At 64.5% G+C, this 15,351-nt stretch carries 20 protein-coding genes; 8 read left to right on the plus strand and 12 right to left on the minus strand.

Going from position 1 to position 15,351, the window contains the following annotated elements; translation table 11 throughout:
- Window positions 1-4: 4 nt before the first annotated feature.
- The 4 genes from JQ616_RS11055 to JQ616_RS11070 all read right to left on the minus strand — a co-directional run bounded on the left by JQ616_RS11055 (window position 5) and on the right by JQ616_RS11070 (window position 3,494).
- The gene (locus JQ616_RS11055) at window positions 5-826 is read right to left on the minus strand and encodes a tetratricopeptide repeat protein (RefSeq protein ID WP_212014284.1); all 822 of its coding nucleotides are present in this window, start codon (window positions 824-826) and stop codon (window positions 5-7) included.
- A 32-nt stretch (window positions 827-858) separates the two neighbouring features.
- Entirely contained in the window at window positions 859-1,545 is a 687-nt protein-coding gene (locus JQ616_RS11060; protein ID WP_212014286.1) for a substrate-binding domain-containing protein, read from the minus strand.
- Window positions 1,546-1,548: 3 nt separating this feature from the next.
- A complete protein-coding gene (locus JQ616_RS11065; protein WP_212014288.1) occupies window positions 1,549-2,253 on the minus strand; it encodes a hypothetical protein in 705 nt (234 codons plus the stop codon).
- Between the two features lie 206 nt (window positions 2,254-2,459).
- Window positions 2,460-3,494 (minus strand): glutamine synthetase beta-grasp domain-containing protein, encoded by a 1,035-nt coding sequence (locus JQ616_RS11070; protein ID WP_212014290.1) that lies wholly within the window; start codon window positions 3,492-3,494, stop codon window positions 2,460-2,462.
- Between the two features lie 541 nt (window positions 3,495-4,035).
- Here JQ616_RS11070 and JQ616_RS11075 point away from each other — a divergent pair.
- Entirely contained in the window at window positions 4,036-4,245 is a 210-nt protein-coding gene (locus JQ616_RS11075) for a DUF2735 domain-containing protein (protein WP_212014292.1), read from the plus strand.
- Between the two features lie 105 nt (window positions 4,246-4,350).
- On the opposite strand, the gene JQ616_RS11080 is transcribed toward JQ616_RS11075, so the two are convergent.
- Window positions 4,351-4,662: an MliC family protein gene (locus JQ616_RS11080; protein WP_212014293.1), complete on the minus strand. Its 312-nt coding sequence runs from the start codon at window positions 4,660-4,662 to the stop codon at window positions 4,351-4,353.
- A 95-nt stretch (window positions 4,663-4,757) separates the two neighbouring features.
- On the opposite strand from JQ616_RS11080, the gene JQ616_RS11085 reads away from it, so the two are divergent.
- Complete coding sequence (locus JQ616_RS11085; protein WP_212014294.1) at window positions 4,758-5,501, plus strand: tyrosine-protein phosphatase; 744 nt, start codon at window positions 4,758-4,760, stop codon at window positions 5,499-5,501.
- Window positions 5,502-5,557: 56 nt separating this feature from the next.
- On the opposite strand, the gene JQ616_RS11090 is transcribed toward JQ616_RS11085, so the two are convergent.
- Both JQ616_RS11090 and JQ616_RS11095 read right to left on the minus strand, forming a co-directional pair.
- On the minus strand, window positions 5,558-5,761 hold the full coding sequence (locus tag JQ616_RS11090) for a hypothetical protein (RefSeq protein WP_097675416.1): 204 nt from the start codon (window positions 5,759-5,761) through the stop codon (window positions 5,558-5,560).
- A 121-nt stretch (window positions 5,762-5,882) separates the two neighbouring features.
- Window positions 5,883-6,572 (minus strand): SGNH/GDSL hydrolase family protein, encoded by a 690-nt coding sequence (locus JQ616_RS11095; protein ID WP_212014295.1) that lies wholly within the window; start codon window positions 6,570-6,572, stop codon window positions 5,883-5,885.
- A gap of 127 nt (window positions 6,573-6,699) precedes the next feature.
- Here JQ616_RS11095 and fabG point away from each other — a divergent pair, with 127 nt between their 5' ends.
- On the plus strand, window positions 6,700-7,380 hold the full coding sequence (fabG, locus tag JQ616_RS11100; RefSeq protein ID WP_212014296.1) for a 3-oxoacyl-ACP reductase FabG: 681 nt from the start codon (window positions 6,700-6,702) through the stop codon (window positions 7,378-7,380).
- On the opposite strand, the gene JQ616_RS11105 is transcribed toward fabG, so the two are convergent.
- Window positions 7,377-7,721 carry a GrlR family regulatory protein gene (locus JQ616_RS11105; protein ID WP_212014297.1) on the minus strand — a complete coding sequence of 115 codons (345 nt, stop codon included), beginning with the start codon at window positions 7,719-7,721 and terminating at the stop codon, window positions 7,377-7,379. The two genes, fabG and JQ616_RS11105, sit on opposite strands and share 4 nt — an antisense overlap.
- 140 nt (window positions 7,722-7,861) lie before the next feature.
- On the opposite strand from JQ616_RS11105, the gene JQ616_RS11110 reads away from it, so the two are divergent.
- From JQ616_RS11110 to JQ616_RS11120, 3 genes are all read left to right on the plus strand, one after another.
- The gene (locus tag JQ616_RS11110; protein WP_212014298.1) at window positions 7,862-8,545 is read left to right on the plus strand and encodes a DUF2161 domain-containing phosphodiesterase; all 684 of its coding nucleotides are present in this window, start codon (window positions 7,862-7,864) and stop codon (window positions 8,543-8,545) included.
- A gap of 16 nt (window positions 8,546-8,561) precedes the next feature.
- Window positions 8,562-8,861: a putative quinol monooxygenase gene (locus tag JQ616_RS11115; RefSeq protein WP_212014300.1), complete on the plus strand. Its 300-nt coding sequence runs from the start codon at window positions 8,562-8,564 to the stop codon at window positions 8,859-8,861.
- 89 nt (window positions 8,862-8,950) lie between these two features.
- A complete protein-coding gene (locus JQ616_RS11120) occupies window positions 8,951-9,259 on the plus strand; it encodes a hypothetical protein (RefSeq protein WP_212014302.1) in 309 nt (102 codons plus the stop codon).
- A gap of 81 nt (window positions 9,260-9,340) precedes the next feature.
- Here JQ616_RS11120 and JQ616_RS11125 read toward each other — a convergent pair whose 3' ends face one another.
- A complete protein-coding gene (locus JQ616_RS11125; protein ID WP_212014304.1) occupies window positions 9,341-9,964 on the minus strand; it encodes a GNAT family N-acetyltransferase in 624 nt (207 codons plus the stop codon).
- 140 nt (window positions 9,965-10,104) lie between these two features.
- The gene (locus JQ616_RS11130; protein ID WP_212014306.1) at window positions 10,105-10,503 is read right to left on the minus strand and encodes a PaaI family thioesterase; all 399 of its coding nucleotides are present in this window, start codon (window positions 10,501-10,503) and stop codon (window positions 10,105-10,107) included.
- A gap of 146 nt (window positions 10,504-10,649) precedes the next feature.
- Here JQ616_RS11130 and JQ616_RS11135 point away from each other — a divergent pair, with 146 nt between their 5' ends.
- A complete protein-coding gene (locus tag JQ616_RS11135; RefSeq protein WP_212014308.1) occupies window positions 10,650-11,435 on the plus strand; it encodes a cobalamin-binding protein in 786 nt (261 codons plus the stop codon).
- A 271-nt stretch (window positions 11,436-11,706) separates the two neighbouring features.
- Here JQ616_RS11135 and JQ616_RS11140 read toward each other — a convergent pair whose 3' ends face one another.
- Window positions 11,707-12,984, minus strand: coding sequence for an ArgE/DapE family deacylase (locus JQ616_RS11140; protein ID WP_212014310.1), 1,278 nt, complete (start codon window positions 12,982-12,984; stop codon window positions 11,707-11,709).
- Between the two features lie 53 nt (window positions 12,985-13,037).
- Window positions 13,038-13,730 (minus strand): pyridoxamine 5'-phosphate oxidase family protein, encoded by a 693-nt coding sequence (locus tag JQ616_RS11145; RefSeq protein WP_249136709.1) that lies wholly within the window; start codon window positions 13,728-13,730, stop codon window positions 13,038-13,040.
- A gap of 106 nt (window positions 13,731-13,836) precedes the next feature.
- Here JQ616_RS11145 and JQ616_RS11150 point away from each other — a divergent pair, with 106 nt between their 5' ends.
- The gene (locus JQ616_RS11150) at window positions 13,837-15,339 is read left to right on the plus strand and encodes a PLP-dependent aminotransferase family protein (RefSeq protein ID WP_212014313.1); all 1,503 of its coding nucleotides are present in this window, start codon (window positions 13,837-13,839) and stop codon (window positions 15,337-15,339) included.
- Window positions 15,340-15,351: the final 12 nt, after the last annotated feature.

A 15,351-nucleotide genomic window follows, 5' to 3' on the forward strand; every position in this document is an offset into this window, starting at 1 on the left:
CCGACTAGAAGCAGAGATTGGTCACGGCATTGCCGCGCTTGTCCTTGATGACATAGGGACAGCGGGCGCGCTCCAGCGCCTTCTTGGCATCCTCATCGCCGAGCGCGGCCGCCCGCTCGTAATAGGCCTTTGCGGCATCGCTATCCTTCGGTCCGCCGCGGCCGGCCTGCGCGAAGGCGCCCATCCGCTCAAGCGCTCCCGGATGGTTCTGCGCGGCGGCCTTTTCGAACAACGCCCGCGCGCCCGTATCGTCCTGCGCGCCGCCCTTGCCGTCCGCTAGCATCATGCCGAGCTGGTACTGCGCCTCCGCATTGGTCTCGGCAGATTTGGCGAGCAATTCGCGCGCGCGTGCCGGATCGGCGGCCGGACCGCCTCCGCCGAGCGCCGCGAGATTGCTGACGCCGCGCGCGTTGCCGGCCTGCGCCGCGCGCTCGAACAGCTTTCGTGCCTGCGCCTCGTCCTTGGCGACGCCGGTGCCATTACCGTAGAGCACGCCGAGCTCGACCATCGCCGACGTCGAGCCTTTGTCGGCCGCCTTGCGCCAGGCGCTTGCGGCTTCCGCGATCTGCCGGTTGGCGGCATAGGCGCGGCCGAGCTCGTACATCGCGCGGCGCGACGATTTTGCCGCCACGGCGCAATACTTGATCGCCGTCGCGATGTCGGCCGACGCGATGTCGCCCACGCCCCTCACGTCGGCCGGCTTGTCGGGATCGGAGGGATCGGCAGCGAGCCGGTCGCACAGCACGAGGTCGGCCGATTGCGCATGGGCAAGCCCGGGCGTGGCGAGCGCTACAGCAAGGATAATCGCATGGAGAGATCTGTGCATGACCGGCAGGTTGCGTCGCGGTGCAGACAAATTCAAGGCTCAAGCCCGGTCTCGCGCAGCACCGGCGCGACATCAGCCGATGACAAATAGCGCAGCAGATGGTCGGCGGCCTCTGCACGCTGCGAGGCCACGATGCGACCTGCGGAGAACACCGCCGCTGTCTGCAAATTCAGCGGAACGGGCCCGATGACCTCGATGCCACCGACCTGTTTCAACTCACTGATCTGCTGGATCGCAAGATCGGCTTCGCCGCTGACGAGCTTCTCCGCGGTGAAGCCCATCGGAATGATCACCGCGTGGGCATTGATCGCATCCGCAATGCCGAGACGCGCGATCAGCTGCGCGAACAGGATACCGCTGGCACCCAGCCGCGAATAGGCCACAGCTCGCGCGCCGAGCAGCGCCGCACGCAGCGAGGCCTCGGTCGCGATGTCGGGATGCGCGGCACCCGCCTTCACTGCAACACCAACATAGGAGCGCGCGAGGTCGACCGCGCTGTCCCGCGCGACGCGGCCCTCGCCGATCATCTCGTCGAGGCCTTCGCGGGTCAGGATCACGAGATCGGCGCCCTCGCCGCTGCGCAGGCGTTCGAGCAGCGCCAGCGTCGGCGCGAAATCGGCATCGATCCGCACCCCGCTCGCGGCCAGATAGGCCTCGGCAAGGCGCGCGACCGCCCCCTTCAATGCCAGCGTCGAGAACACGCGAACCGAATTGTCCATCGCTTACGCCCGCCGCATCAGCTTGAGCGCGGCGGTAAGGCGCAGGCTGCGCTTGCCGGCCAGCGCGGTCGCCTCCAGCACCGCGCCCTCCGCGTCGCATGTGCCGGAAAAGCCGATCCCGACCTCATGGCCGCCGAAGACCGGGTTCTCGCCCATCGCCGAGGTGTGCTCCTGATTGAGGATCTGGCCCTTCCAGCGGCCCTTCTCGGAAGTGTAGCTACCGAGATAGTAGAAGAACGCGTCGCCTCCGAGGATGCGGCCATCGTTGAGCAGCATCACGCCGGTGAGGCCGCCCTCGACGCCGTCGAGCACGCGGATGTGGATCGAGTAAAGCCCGTTGACAATGCCGCCGTCGCCGACCCCGCCGGCAATCGGAATGTCGGCCTCGGTAATCGGCGTCATCACCGACTGGAACGGCACGCCGGGCAATTCCTTGAGCTCGCCCTTGAAGCGGTAGAGCTCGCCGTCCGGCAGGCCCTTCGCGATCAGGGTCGCGTCATCGGTGCCGGCCATCGCACGGTAGTTCGGATCGGGGTTGTGGCGAACGGTCTGGATCTCGACCGCGACCTGCTCGCCGTCTCTTGCGTAGGTACCGATATGAGCGAACGCCGAATTGCCACCGAGCATCTTGCCGTCGCCGACATACATCACGCTGCGGCCAACGTTGCCGCCCAACTCGAACCGGACCTTGTAAAACCCCTCAAACAAGCGCCGTGTCCCCGGCAGCCAAAATCTACCCGTTATCTAGCGCGGTTCATAACGCGGCGAAACCGCTTTCGGCGGCGAGCCGCCTGCAAACACTGTCGCCAAAACGCAAAGGTCCGCCAAGGCTGTCGCCCTGGCGGACCCTATTACGGTACCGGATGGCTCGATCCGGGTCCGAGGCTTACGCCGCTGCCAAGAGGCCGCAGCTTTTACGCAGCAGCCTTGGCGCCGGTCGGCACTTCGGCGATCGTCTTCAGGATCTGCGAAGCGATCTGGTAGGGGTCGCCTTGGGAGTTCGGGCGGCGGTCTTCCAGATAGCCCTTGTAGCCATTGTTGACGAAGGAGTGCGGCACGCGGATCGAAGCACCACGATCAGCCACGCCGTAGCTGAACTTGTTCCACGGTGCGGTCTCGTGCTTGCCGGTCAGACGCTTGTCATTGTCCGGGCCGTAGACGGCGATGTGGTCCATCAGGTTCTTGTCGAAGGCCTTCATCAGGCTCTCGAAATAGTCCTTGCCGCCGACTTCGCGCATGTACTTGGTCGAGAAGTTGGCGTGCATGCCCGAGCCGTTCCAGTCGGTATCGCCGAGCGGCTTGCAGTGGAATTCGATGTCGATGCCGTAGCTCTCGGTGAGACGCAGCATCAGGTAGCGGGCCATCCACATCTGGTCAGCGGCGGTCTTGGAGCCCTTGCCGAAGATCTGGAATTCCCACTGGCCCTTGGCCACTTCGGCATTGATGCCTTCGTGGTTGATGCCGGCGTGCAGGCAGAGATTGAGATGCTCTTCCACGATCTTGCGGGCGACGCTGCCGACGTTCGAATAGCCGACGCCGGTGTAGTACGGGCCCTGCGGCGCGGGATAACCGGCCTCCGGGAAGCCGAGCGGACGGCCGTCCTTGTAGAAGAAGTATTCCTGCTCGAAGCCGAACCAGGCGCCTTCGTCGTCCAGAATGGTCGCGCGCTTGTTCGAGACATGCGGCGTCTTGCCATCGGGCATCATGACTTCGCACATCACCAGCACGCCGTTCTCGCGCGCACCGTCGGGATAGCAGGCGACCGGCTTCAGCACGCAGTCAGAGCTGTGGCCTTCAGCCTGCTGGGTGGACGAACCGTCAAAGCCCCACAGCGGAAGCTGTTCGAGGGTCGGGAACGACGCGAATTCCTTGATCTGCGTCTTGCCGCGCAGGCTCGGCGTCGGCGTATATCCGTCGAGCCAGATATACTCGAGCTTGTACTTGGTCATTGAACCTCTCTGTTGATGATGCAAAACCGTGAGGAACCGAAAGCCAGTCGGTCGCCGCACGCGTACCCGGCCACCATCGGCCGGCTCTTACTAAGCAATTAAAATGCCAGTCGCTGCACTGCGGCACCCGCCTAGCTGACGGATGTCCACAGCGGACATCGCATTTTTAGCTGCGACATAGCAGCGCGGCTGGCATGCGCCGCGGTCAGCCAAAATCTTCTCTCCGCCCCCTTCGCCGCCCGTTTCTGCAGCAAATTCGGCTACGGCGTCACCAGCCGATTAATGCGGCGGCAGCGCTGTATGACAGTTCGCGTCCGACCGCTGGACGCCCAGCAACCATCGTCACGGCCCAAGCGTTGGTCAGCTGCATCCTGCCTCCCAGGAGGCAAACCCGGAATTGCACATGAATTGAACAGATAATGCCTATTTCTTGGTCAGCTTGCACCCTGCCGAGCCCGGGCCGATATCAAAATCACGGTAACCACACGCGAATGAGTCGGGCGCACCATGGAGGCTCGCTCCGGCCAAAGGAGACTTTGACATGATCACCACGGGCCAGAACCAAGGGCCAATTCAGGGATCGGCGACGATCTATCAATTCCCGGCAGGGGGCCGCGCGGCTCTCGGCGGACGCCGCTACGGCGAGATGCGGTCAACGCGCGAGCTCGCTGAGGTCGAGACCTCGGCCTGCAGCGAGAGCTGGTATCATCAGGCGGCCATCGACGACGCCAAGCCGAGCCGCGATCACTGATGTCGATGCAGCGGCGAGGCGTGACGCAAAAACGTCAGACAGCATCAGAACAATAGAGAAGGGTCGGAACGCAGCGTTTCGGCCCTTTTTTCATGCCAGCGCGGTTCATGCCAGCTCGCAGGCCGTTACCGGCCGCTTGGCATGCCGGAGCCTGGTCAGTCCGGCGCGCGTGATCTCGAGCGTGACGCCACCGCCCTTATAACGTGTACCCGTCAGCGACAGCCGCTTCGTCAATGTCACCGCCTTGCCGTCGAGCTGCAGGTGTGCGCGGTTATCGCCGTTGAAGAACGCCGCAATGAACTGCGTGCCGTCGGCACAATGATAATTCCGGAAGGCGGATTGCGCCGGTGCCGCCGAGGAACCAAGAATCTCGAGAACCAATGCGCCAACCAGAATGGCGCCCCCGCGATAAGTCATATTCTCCCCCCGAGACGCCGGTTATAGACCTGTCTGCGCCGTCAATCCTGCGCCAAAGATTGAGCCAAGACCGTAACAGCTGCAACAGGCCCCCAATGTCCGAAGCCCCTACCCGTCACCTCAATCTCGCCGGCGCCAGCAATTTCCGCGACCTCGGCGGTTACCAGACGCGCGACGGCCGGACCGTGCGCTGGCGGCAGATCTTCCGCTCCAACCATCTGGCGAATCTCACCGAGCAGGACGTCACCGTGGTGCGCGGCCTCGGGGTCAAAAGCGCATTCGATTTCCGCGGCGTCGCCGAGCGCGCCGAGGCCCTGTGCGGCATGAGCGACGTCACCGTGCATTCGCTCCCGGTCGAGCCCACGGTGGTGGCTGCGCTGCGCGCGATCGCCAGCAACCGTCCACTCTCGGAAACCGATGCAATCGATGTGATGCGGGATTCCTACCGCGGCTACGTGCAGGACAACACGCCGCGCTATCGCACGCTGTTTGGCCATCTGCTCGAGGACCGCGCGCCGCTGGTGATCCACTGCACCGCGGGCAAGGATCGCACCGGCTTTGCCTGCGCGCTGATCCTGCACGCGCTCGGCGTGTCCGAGCCGGTGATTGCGGACGACTATCTCTTGACCAATCAGTACTACAAGCGCGATCCGGCCCACAGCACCGAGCTGCCCGACGACGTCAAGCAGGTGCTCGGCACCGTGCGCGCGGCATTTCTGGAGGCGGCGTTCGAGGCGATCGATGCCGACTATGGCAGCCTCGACGGTTATTTCCGTGAGGGCCTCGGGCTCGGCCAGGCCGAGCGCAAGGCGCTTGAAGACCGCTATCTGCAACGCTGATATCTGCAAGGCTGATCAGATTACCCTGATCAGATCACTTGATCAGTTCGATTGGCTCAGGCCGCGGCCTCGAGCTCGAGTTCGGCATCGAGGTCGGCAATCACATCCTCGAATGCCGAGATCGCCTGCTGGATCGCTGCGATCTGCATCAATTCCCAGCTACCCACTGGCCCATTACGATTCTGCAGTGCCACCACGAGATCGCGCCGCTGCTCCTTAAGCTGAACGAGCGGTAAACCGTGGTCCGGAAGATTTCCCATTCGCATAACCCCTGCCTTGGCTGGAGTTCCGCTTCTAAGGGAAAGGGTTCTGCAAACGACTTACAGAACTGCCGCAAATTTTATCGAACCCGCCCTTCCCCGTAGTCTTACGTAGTCAGGCCTACGTAATTGCTTCCGGCTTCAGGGCCTCGTCGATCGCGCCGAACAGCGACTGGGTCACGCAATTGGTCGCCCATTCGCTGGTGTGAAGTTGCCCGCCATCGTCGAGCTCGCCAAGCGGTATCCCGTCATCGACCCAGCGCTTCATCAGCATGAAGCGGCTGAACAGATTCACCTTCCTGCTCGCGGTTACCTCCGCGATGACAGGCATGATCACGTTGGCGAGATTGAGCGCAGCCTGCGTCCCGACGATCGCCTGCGTGTACTGGGAATCCATCACGACCACATCGAGCGGCAGTGCTGCGAGTACGTCGAGACCTGCCTCCAGCGTGGCGCGCACCTCGGCCGGATTGTAGCTCTTGTAGACCGCGTTGGTGCCGACCTGCCAGATCACCAGCTCCGGTGCTTCGGCGGTCACATCGGACTCGATGCGCGAATACTCCTCCGGCGCTTCCTGGCCGCCGACCCCGCGATTGATCACATCGATCATCCGGCCGAAGAAGCGTTGCCGTAGCAGCATTTCGAGCCGCGGCGGGAACGGCAGGATATTGTCAGCGCCCGCCGTCGACGATGATCCGAGCGCCACCACCTTGATCTTGCGCTGACGCCGCAGCGCTTCCGCGAAATGCGGCATCGGATAGCCGAACTTGACGATGTCGAGATGGGATTGGCAGGGCCTCGGTGCCGGCATCGCAAACATCCTTGAGGTGAATGAACTGATGAATGCGCGCAGTAGGAGACGAATTTGGCGGCATTGCAAATGAATTCCGCCTGATCATAGTGAGCACTCAGCCAGCTCGCGCGTACGGAGACCCGCCATGAACGGAAAAGCCATCATCATCACCGGCGCCCTCGGCGCGCTCGGCAAGGTGGTCGCCGAGGAAGCGCTGGCGCGCGCTGCGCGCGTCGCCGGCATCGATCATGCCGCCTCGCAGCTTGCGGCGACCGCCGACCGTATCGAGCTCGGCGGCGTCGATCTCACCGACACGGCGCAGGCGGCCGCTGCAATCGACAAGGCGGCCGCGCATTTCGGCCGGCTCGATGGGCTGATCAACATCGCCGGCGGCTTTGCCTTCGAAGCGGTGAGCGACGGCGATCCCGCGACCTGGCAGCGCATGTATGCGATGAATGTGATGACGGCGTTCAACACGTCGCGCGCGGCCATCCCGCATCTCGTCAAGTCCGGCGCCGGACGTATCGTCAACATCGGCGCGCTGGGCGCGTTGCAGGCCGCCTCCGGCATGGGCCCCTATGCCGCCTCGAAGGCCGGCGTGCATCGCCTCACCGAGTCGCTCGCCGCGGAGCTCAAGGGCAAGGTCACGGTCAACGCCGTGCTGCCCTCGATCATCGACACCGCGGCCAATCGCGCCGCGATGCCGAAGGCAGATATCTCCAAATGGGTGACGCCAAAGGAACTCGCCGAAGTGATCCTGTTCCTCGCCAGCGGTGCCGCCAGCGCCGTCACCGGCGCGCTGCTGCCGGTGAACGGGCGAGTCTAGTCCGCAACCAGCAGCCGCAGCCTCGACCTGAAGCGGATGCTCTGCTTGCCGGCGAGCGCCATCCCGTCGCCCTCGGCTGTCTGGTCGGTATAGGTGCCGGTGAAGCCGATGGTGACCACCTTGCGTTCCCACACCGGGCGCTCGCCATAGGTCGGCGAATGCTCCTCATTGGTGACCTCGCCCTTCCACTTGCCGTCGGCCGCGGTGTAGCTGCCATGGGCAAAGAAGAACGAGTCGCCGCCGCGCATCTGGCCGTCGCGCAGCACCATGACGCCCTGGTTGCCGCCAGAGACGCCATCGAGGAATTCGACACTGATGTGATAGAGCCCGTTCCGGATCATGAAATGGTCACGCCGTTGTCCCGGCCTCACAATAGCCGTTCGGGCGCGCTCTGAGCAAATTCCGTCCACGTCCGCAGCGGTCGATCCGGCTATGCTGCTGCAATGAGTCGCGGCCAGAACGGCCGCCGGAGCCCTCACCGTTGGAAACTGCGCTTTACCTGCCCGTCAAACGCTTCCTGGAAAAGCTCGGCTTCGCGGTGAAGGGCGAGATCGGCGGCTGCGACCTCGTGGCATTGAGCGGCGATGACCCGCCGGTCGTCGTAATCGGTGAGCTCAAGCTCGCCTTCAATCTCGAACTGATCCTGCAAGCGGTCGATCGCGCGGCGGCCGCCGACGAGGTGTGGATCGCGGCCAAGGTTTCGGCCCGCGGCAAGGGCCGCGAGAGCGACGCCCGCTATCGCAATCTGTGCCGGCGGCTCGGCTTCGGAATGCTCGGGGTCACCGACCGCGGCGACGTCGAGGTGCTGGTGCCGCCGCCGACCACGGCGATCCGGCGCAATCCGAAGAAGCGCTCGCGCCTGATCACCGAGCACCGCAAGCGCAAGGGCGATCCCGCGATGGGCGGCTCGACGCGCGCGCCGATCATGACCGCCTACCGGCAGCAGGCGCTGGCCTGCGCCTGTGCGATGTCGGACGGCCCTCGACGGGTGCGTGACCTCCGCGCCGAAATTCCCGATGCCGGGAAGATCCTGCAGCACAATGTCTATGGCTGGTTCGACCGTGCCGAGCGCGGCATCTATGTGCTGACCGATGCCGGCCGTGCCGCGCTGAAGCGCTGGCCACAGCAGCCGATCACTGCATCAGGGGCGGAAGCCGCCCCGTAACAATCTGGGGGAGATCATGATCGTCGTCACCGGCAGCGTCACCGCCCGCCCCGACAGTTTCGACGAGGTGCGACGGTTGAGCCTCGAGCACGTGCATCGCTCGCGCACCGAGCCCGGCTGCATCTCGCATGCGGTCCACATCGACTGCGAGAACCCGCTCAGGCTGGTGTTTTTCGAGCAATGGGCCGACCGCGCTGCGCTGGCGGCGCATTTCGCGGTCCCCGCGTCGCGCGATTTCGTCCGGGCGCTGCAATCCCTCGCCGCCGCGGCGACCACGATCGAACTTTATGACGCTCACAAGATTGAGAGACTCTAGCTGCATGGCTGGATTGCCATCTCACATTCATATTGCAATGCAACATTAGGCACCTTACGTATCTTCCGCGATTCAAGGATGAGGCGGCGATGAGCGGAGACTGGAACACCAAATACGGCACAAGGCGCGTGCGGCACGATCCGCCGACGCTGGAAGAGGCAATCTTCGCCGCCATCGGCATCACTGATGACGTGGAGGGCCAGGCCGAGATCGCATCGTCCCTGATGGGCCTGCCCTATGACGAGGTGCTGGCCGAGGTGAAGAAGACCGCGCGTGTCAGCGCCCGCACCGGCACCGCGACCCGTGTGATCGCCGGCGAACAGGGTGCGCAGCGCTCCGTCGTGGTCGAGCGCCGCGTGGTCCGCCGTCTCGCGCCGGCCAAGCGCACCGGCACCTGAACAACGACATCCGATTGCTGAAAGAAAAAGGGCAATCCGCTGAGCGGATTGCCCTTTTTGTTATTGCGCTGAAAGATCGGCTCAGGCGGCCCGGCCCCAGCCGGACATCTGCATCACCATTCGCCAGTAGGCGCGGTTCATGTCGACGATCGCGCGCGCGGCCTCGACCGGCGTCACCGGTGCAGTGGCCGGCGCCGGCTCAGCCTGGTGCTGGTCGGTCAGGTCGATGCTGCCGGTCGACTCACCGTGACGGAAGGTCAGCTGCGCACCGAACTTGGTGGCGAGCGCACGCATCGCATCGTTCTGCGCGCCGGTGGTGATGCGCAGGCTCTCATAGCCCTTGGCATGCGCCTCGGCGATCAGCTTGCGAAACAATGTGCTGCCGACGCCTTTGCGCCGCACCGACCGTTCCACGCTGAAGGCGATCTCGGGCTGCGCATCCGGTGATTGCTCCGGCGGATGCAGCTCGGCCGCGCCGCGGACCACGCCATCCTCGAAATAGGCGATGATGACCGTGCCGTCGTTGGCGCAACGCTCGGCATAGCGGCGGATAAAGCTGTCGTCGATGAAGCCATGAAAACGATCATGGCGGCTGGTACGGTCCAGTCGCAGCAGGTGATCGCGCAGCAGAGGGAGTTCCTCCTGCTGGCTCAACGTCCGCACGGTGCCCTTGGCAGTCGTCGGACGGATGGAATCATAGTTCATTTCATAACTCCTCTTGGTAGCCCTCGAGGAGGCGTCGAGTCCCTAGCAGCCTCTATATTGTGCGTCGCACCATATAATTCAAGTATCTAGATTCATTTAAGTAAACAATGATGTGATCAGAAAATCACATCATCGCCTCATCATAATACCAATTGCGTCTGAGTGACCACGGCGACCAGCTTGCCGTCCTCGGTCTCCAGCCTGGTCTGCCAGACCTGGGTCCGCCGACCCCGATGCACCGGCGTGGCCGTCGCGATCACGGTGGCCCCCTCCTTGGCCCCGCCGATGAAGTTCGTCTTGCTCTCCAGTGTCGTGGTGCCCTTGGCGTCCTCGGGAAGGTTGATCACGGTGGCCGCGGCGCCGACCGAGTCGGCGAATGCCATCACGGCCCCACCGTGGATGGTGTTGCGGAGGGTGCAGAGGTCCGGCCGCACCAGCATCTTCGCGACCACGCGATCCTGGCTGGCCTCGGTGAAGGTGACGCCCTTCAGTTCCGCAAACGGCATCTTCATCGACTGGATCTTTTCGAGCGGTGTCATGGGCACTCCCGTGTGCGGTCTTCTTCGAGGTTGGTAGCGGCATGATGGATTGCCCGGCCGGGCCCGGCAATGACGTCCGAGGTAATGGCGACCATGACGTTATCGATGCAGTGACAATGTGCCGCCGAGTCTGCATACCCTGCGCGATGCGCGACTTCCCTCCCCGCCGGATCGTCTGCCTGACCGAAGAGACGGTCGAGACACTCTATCTGCTCGGCGAGCAGGACCGCATCGTCGGCGTCTCCGGCTACGCCGTGCGGCCGCCGCAGGTTCGTCGCGAGAAGCCCCGCGTGTCCGCCTTCATCTCCGCCGACATTCCAAAGATCCTGGCCCTCGATCCCGACATGGTGCTCGCCTTCTCCGATTTGCAGGCCGACATCGTCGCCGATCTCGTGCGCGCCGGCGTCGCCGTCCATGTCTTCAATCAGCGCGATATCGCGGGCATCCTTGCGATGATCGGCACCCTTGGCGCCATGGTCGGCGCCGCCGATCGTGCCCAACAGCTCGCACAAAACCTCGAGCAACGGCTGGCCGCGATCGCAGCGACGCCGCGTCCGGGGCCGCGGCCAAAAGTCTATTTCGAGGAATGGGACGATCCCCTGATCAGCGGCATCGGCTGGGTCTCCGAGCTGATCGCGATCGCCGGCGGCGAAGACGCGCTGCCGCATCTGCGCACGCACAAGGCCGCCAAAGATCGCATCGTCTCGCCCGATGCCGTGCGCGCGGCGATGCCCGACGTCATTCTGGCGTCCTGGTGCGGCAAGAAGGTCGTGCCCGATCGCATCCGCGCGCGCTCTGGCTGGAGCGACATTCCGGCCGTGCGCAACGACCGCATCGTCGAGATCAAATCGCCGATCATCCTGCAGCCCGGCCCCGCCGCGCTGACCGACGGGCTCGATGCGATCGTGCAGACGTTGTGGCCAGAGCGCTGAACCGTCCCTACGTCCCGGCGAAAGCCGGGACCCATACGCCGCGGCAGAAGTCGTGATCGGGACTCGTCATCGCAGCGCTGCAGACCAACCAAATATGTGGTTATGGCCCCGGCCTACGCCGGGACGACACCCGATTTGTTGCGCGATCGCGCATAAGACTGAGATTAGTAGGGTGGGCAAAGGCGCGAAGCACCATGCCCACCATCCGCTCTCTGCTCGCGATGATGGGCACGCTTACGCTTTGCCCACCCTACGCGACCTGATATCGAACCTACGCCTTCTCCACCCCGCACCATTCCGCGACGAACAGCGCCATGGCCTTGGTCGCTTTCCGCAGCGAGTCCAGCTCGACATACTCGTTGAAGCCGTGCATCGCCGCACCGCTGGCGCCGAAGCAGAGGCTCGGGATGTCGTGGTTCAGGCCGTAGAAGCGCGTATCGGTCAGCGCGGTGAAGGCGCGATCTTCCACCGCGCCGCCATAGACCGCCCGATGGGCCTTGGCGAAGGCGGCTTCGGGCGCCTCGGAGTTCACCAGTTCATAGCCTTCCGACAGGAAGCCCGACCACTCGACTTGCGGCGGATTATTGGAGAGGAAGCGATGATCGCGCGCAGCCGCCGACACGCAGGCCAGAATCTCCTTCTGGCACTCGGCGATCGACCAGCCCGGCAGCACCGCGATCCGGCAATCGACGTCACACCAGGCCGGCACGCTGGAGGCCCAGTCGCCGCCCTTGATGATGCCGGGATTGAAATTGATCGGATGATTGACGTCCTTGAAGTGCCGATCCGTCTTGGCGCGCTCGTTCCAGGCGATCTCGAGCTTCTCCAGCGCATGCACCAGATGATAGGCCGCCATGATCGCGTTCGAGCCCGCACCGGCCTCGAAGACATGCACCGGGAAGCCGCGCACCTTCAGGCGGAACCAGATCACGCCGACCTGCGAGCGGATCATCTTGCCGTTGGTCGGCTCGGGGATGAAGCAGGCATCGGCGCGATAGCCGCGCTGCAAGGTCGAGAGCGCGCCGACGCCGGTGCTCTCCTCCTCGATCACGGACTGGAAGTGAATCCGCGCCGTCGGCTTGAGTCCGGCCTTCTTGATCGCATCCAGCGCATAAAGCGCAGCGATGGTGCCGGACTTCATGTCGCAGGCGCCGCGGCCATACATCTTGCCGTCCTTGATCACAGGCGAAAACGGCGGCGTCTCCCACATCTCGAGTGGGCCGGTCGGCACCACGTCGCAGTGGCCCTGCAGGATCAGCGATTTGCCGGCATTGGTCGCTGGACGGTAAGTGCCGACCACCGTGCGGGCCTTGGAGAAATCATGCTCAATCGGGCCGAAGCCGCGCAAATCCCTGAGATCGTCGAGATTGATGTGCCAGTCGTCGACCTCATAACCGCGCTCACGCAAGAGATCGCCGATCATGTCCTGGCACGGCCCCTCGGCGCCGCGGGTCGAGGGGATCGCGACAAAGGCCTGCGTCGTCGCAAGCTGCGCATCGAATCCTTCGTCAACGGCGCTAAGGATTCGTTGTTGCGTCTCGGCAGTCATGCTTTGGCTCCATGGGGGACATCAGAAGGCGGGAGCCGCAGCGTAGCCCGATTTCATTCCGCCGGGTATTGCGCAAAATAGGCATCCCGCAATGCATCTTCGAGCAGACGGCCTTCCGAATAGCCATCGAGCGTCGCAGGCCGCGTCACGCCGTCGAGCAGCCGCGGGCACGGCTCGGGCGCGCCGAGCACCGTGCGCACCGGAATGCGCTCGGCATAGATCGGCAACTCGTAATCCTCATCGTCGTCAGCGACGCCCTTGGCGCGCACCTTTGCCGAAGCCTCCTCGATCTCCATCGCGATGAACGAGGTCGCCTTGATCTCCTGCTTGTTGCTGGCGCGCAGGCCCGCGGTCCGATCGGGGAAGAAGCGATCGACCATCGCGACGATCGCCCGCTCCTTCTCCGCGGGATCGGTCACGAGATAGGCGGAGCCGAACGCCATCACCGCGCGATAGTCGGCCGAATGGTTGAAGCCGCAGCGCGCCAGCACCAGGCTGTCGAGATGCGCAACCGTCAGGCAGACCCGCTGTCCCTCCGACTGGTTCTCCAGCATCCGGCTCGCGCTCGAGCCGTGCCAATAGAGCCTGGTGCCCTCGCGCCAGAAGAAGGTCGGCGTACAGTAGGGCTGGCCGTCGATCACGTAGGACACGTGGCACAGCATCGAGACGTCGAGGATCTTGTGCACGGTGGCGTGGTCGTAGAAGCCGCGGTCGTGACGACGCTTGACCCGGTTGCGGGACGACATGGGATAGGACGGAGTGGATGCGCCTTCGGTCACGGTTAGGCCTCGTGAGATCTGGAATCTGTCCAGAGTTGTAGCGCGCCATTTGGTCTGCGATAGTGCCAATTCCATGCGAAAAATTCCGACCAATTCCCGCAAGCCGGCGGCGCGCAAGCCGGAGCTGCCGCTCGACCTCACCGGCCCGCATGTGACGCAAGGCGCGGCCTCGCAGCAGCGGCTCTATCAGGCGCTGTGCCACACCATAGTCGGCGGCCTCGTCAAACCCGGCGAGCCACTGCCGCCGTCGCGGGCGCTCGCCAGACGGACCGGGTTTCGGCGCAATGCCGTCACCACGGCCTATGAGCGGCTGATCGCCGATGGCTTCGCGGTAGCGATTACGGGCTCCGGCACCTTCGTCGCGGCGCGCATTCCGGCGCAGGCCACAGCGCCGCGACGCACGAAGATCGCGATCGAGCCGCCGCAGCACAGTGCGCTGTCGCTCGGCTGCACCCATATCGATGAGCGCGAGTTGCAGCGCTTCCGCGCCTTTGCCGGCCGCAGGCTGCGCGCGTTCGGGTCAGAGCATCTGCATTACGGCGATCCCCGCGGTAGCAGCGAGTTGCGCGCCGCGATATCGGACCATTTGCTGTCGGCACGCGGGCTGCGCTGCGATCCCGACCAGATCATGCTGGCGTCGGGCACGCTGCATGCGCTGCGTATTGTGCTCGGGGCGATCCTCAAGCCCGGCGACCAGGTTTGGTGCGAGGATCCCGGCTATCCGGCCGCGCGCCGCGCGATCGAGCATTGCGGCTATCGCCCGGTGTCGGTGCCAGTCGATGGCTCCGGCATGCGCATCGACAAGGGGCGCGCGTCAGCGCCCGCCGCACGCGCCGCCTATGTCACGCCTTCGCACCAGTTTCCGCTCGGCGTGCAGATGTCGATGCCGCGCCGGCTCGAGTTGCTCGATTGGGCCCGCGACGCCGGCGCCTTCGTGTTCGAAGACGACTACGACAGCGAGTTCCGCTATGACGGCGCTCCGTTGCTGTCGCTCGCCGGCATCGATCATCTGCGCCGCGTGATCTACATGGGCACGTTTGCGAAGACGCTGTTTCCGGGATTGCGGATCGGCTATTGCGCCCTGCCCGAAGCCTTGATCGGTCCGGTGACGGCGGCGCGCGCCGCGCTCGACCGCTTTCCCGGCACGCTGATGGAAGGCGCCGTCGCCGACATGCTGAACTCCGGCGCCTTCGCCGCCAACCTTCGTAAGGCGCGCAAGCTTTATCGCGAGGCGCGCGATGTGCTGGCGTCGACGCTACAAAATGCATCCGAAGGCGAGCTCACGGTTCCCGTGCCGTCGCAAGGCCTGCATCTCGTGGCACGGCTCGATCCCGCGACCGATCCGCTGATTGCGGCGCAGGCAAAGAGTAACGCCGGCGTCGGCGGCTGGCTGCTCGCCGAGACCTATCATCGCGCGCGCCCGCTGCCCGGCTTTGTGCTGGGATTTTCCGGTCATCCGGTTCCGCAGCTCGTCGCATCGGCGGAACAATTGGCGAAGGCGACGCTGACCGCGCTGCGCGCATCCCGCAAGACATTCGCCAGGCCGCGGCGCTCTAGGAGAATCGCAGCCACCTGACTAAGGTCGCCG

This window comes from Bradyrhizobium tropiciagri, from assembly GCF_018130545.1.
GTDB lineage: Bacteria > Pseudomonadota > Alphaproteobacteria > Rhizobiales > Xanthobacteraceae > Bradyrhizobium > Bradyrhizobium tropiciagri_A.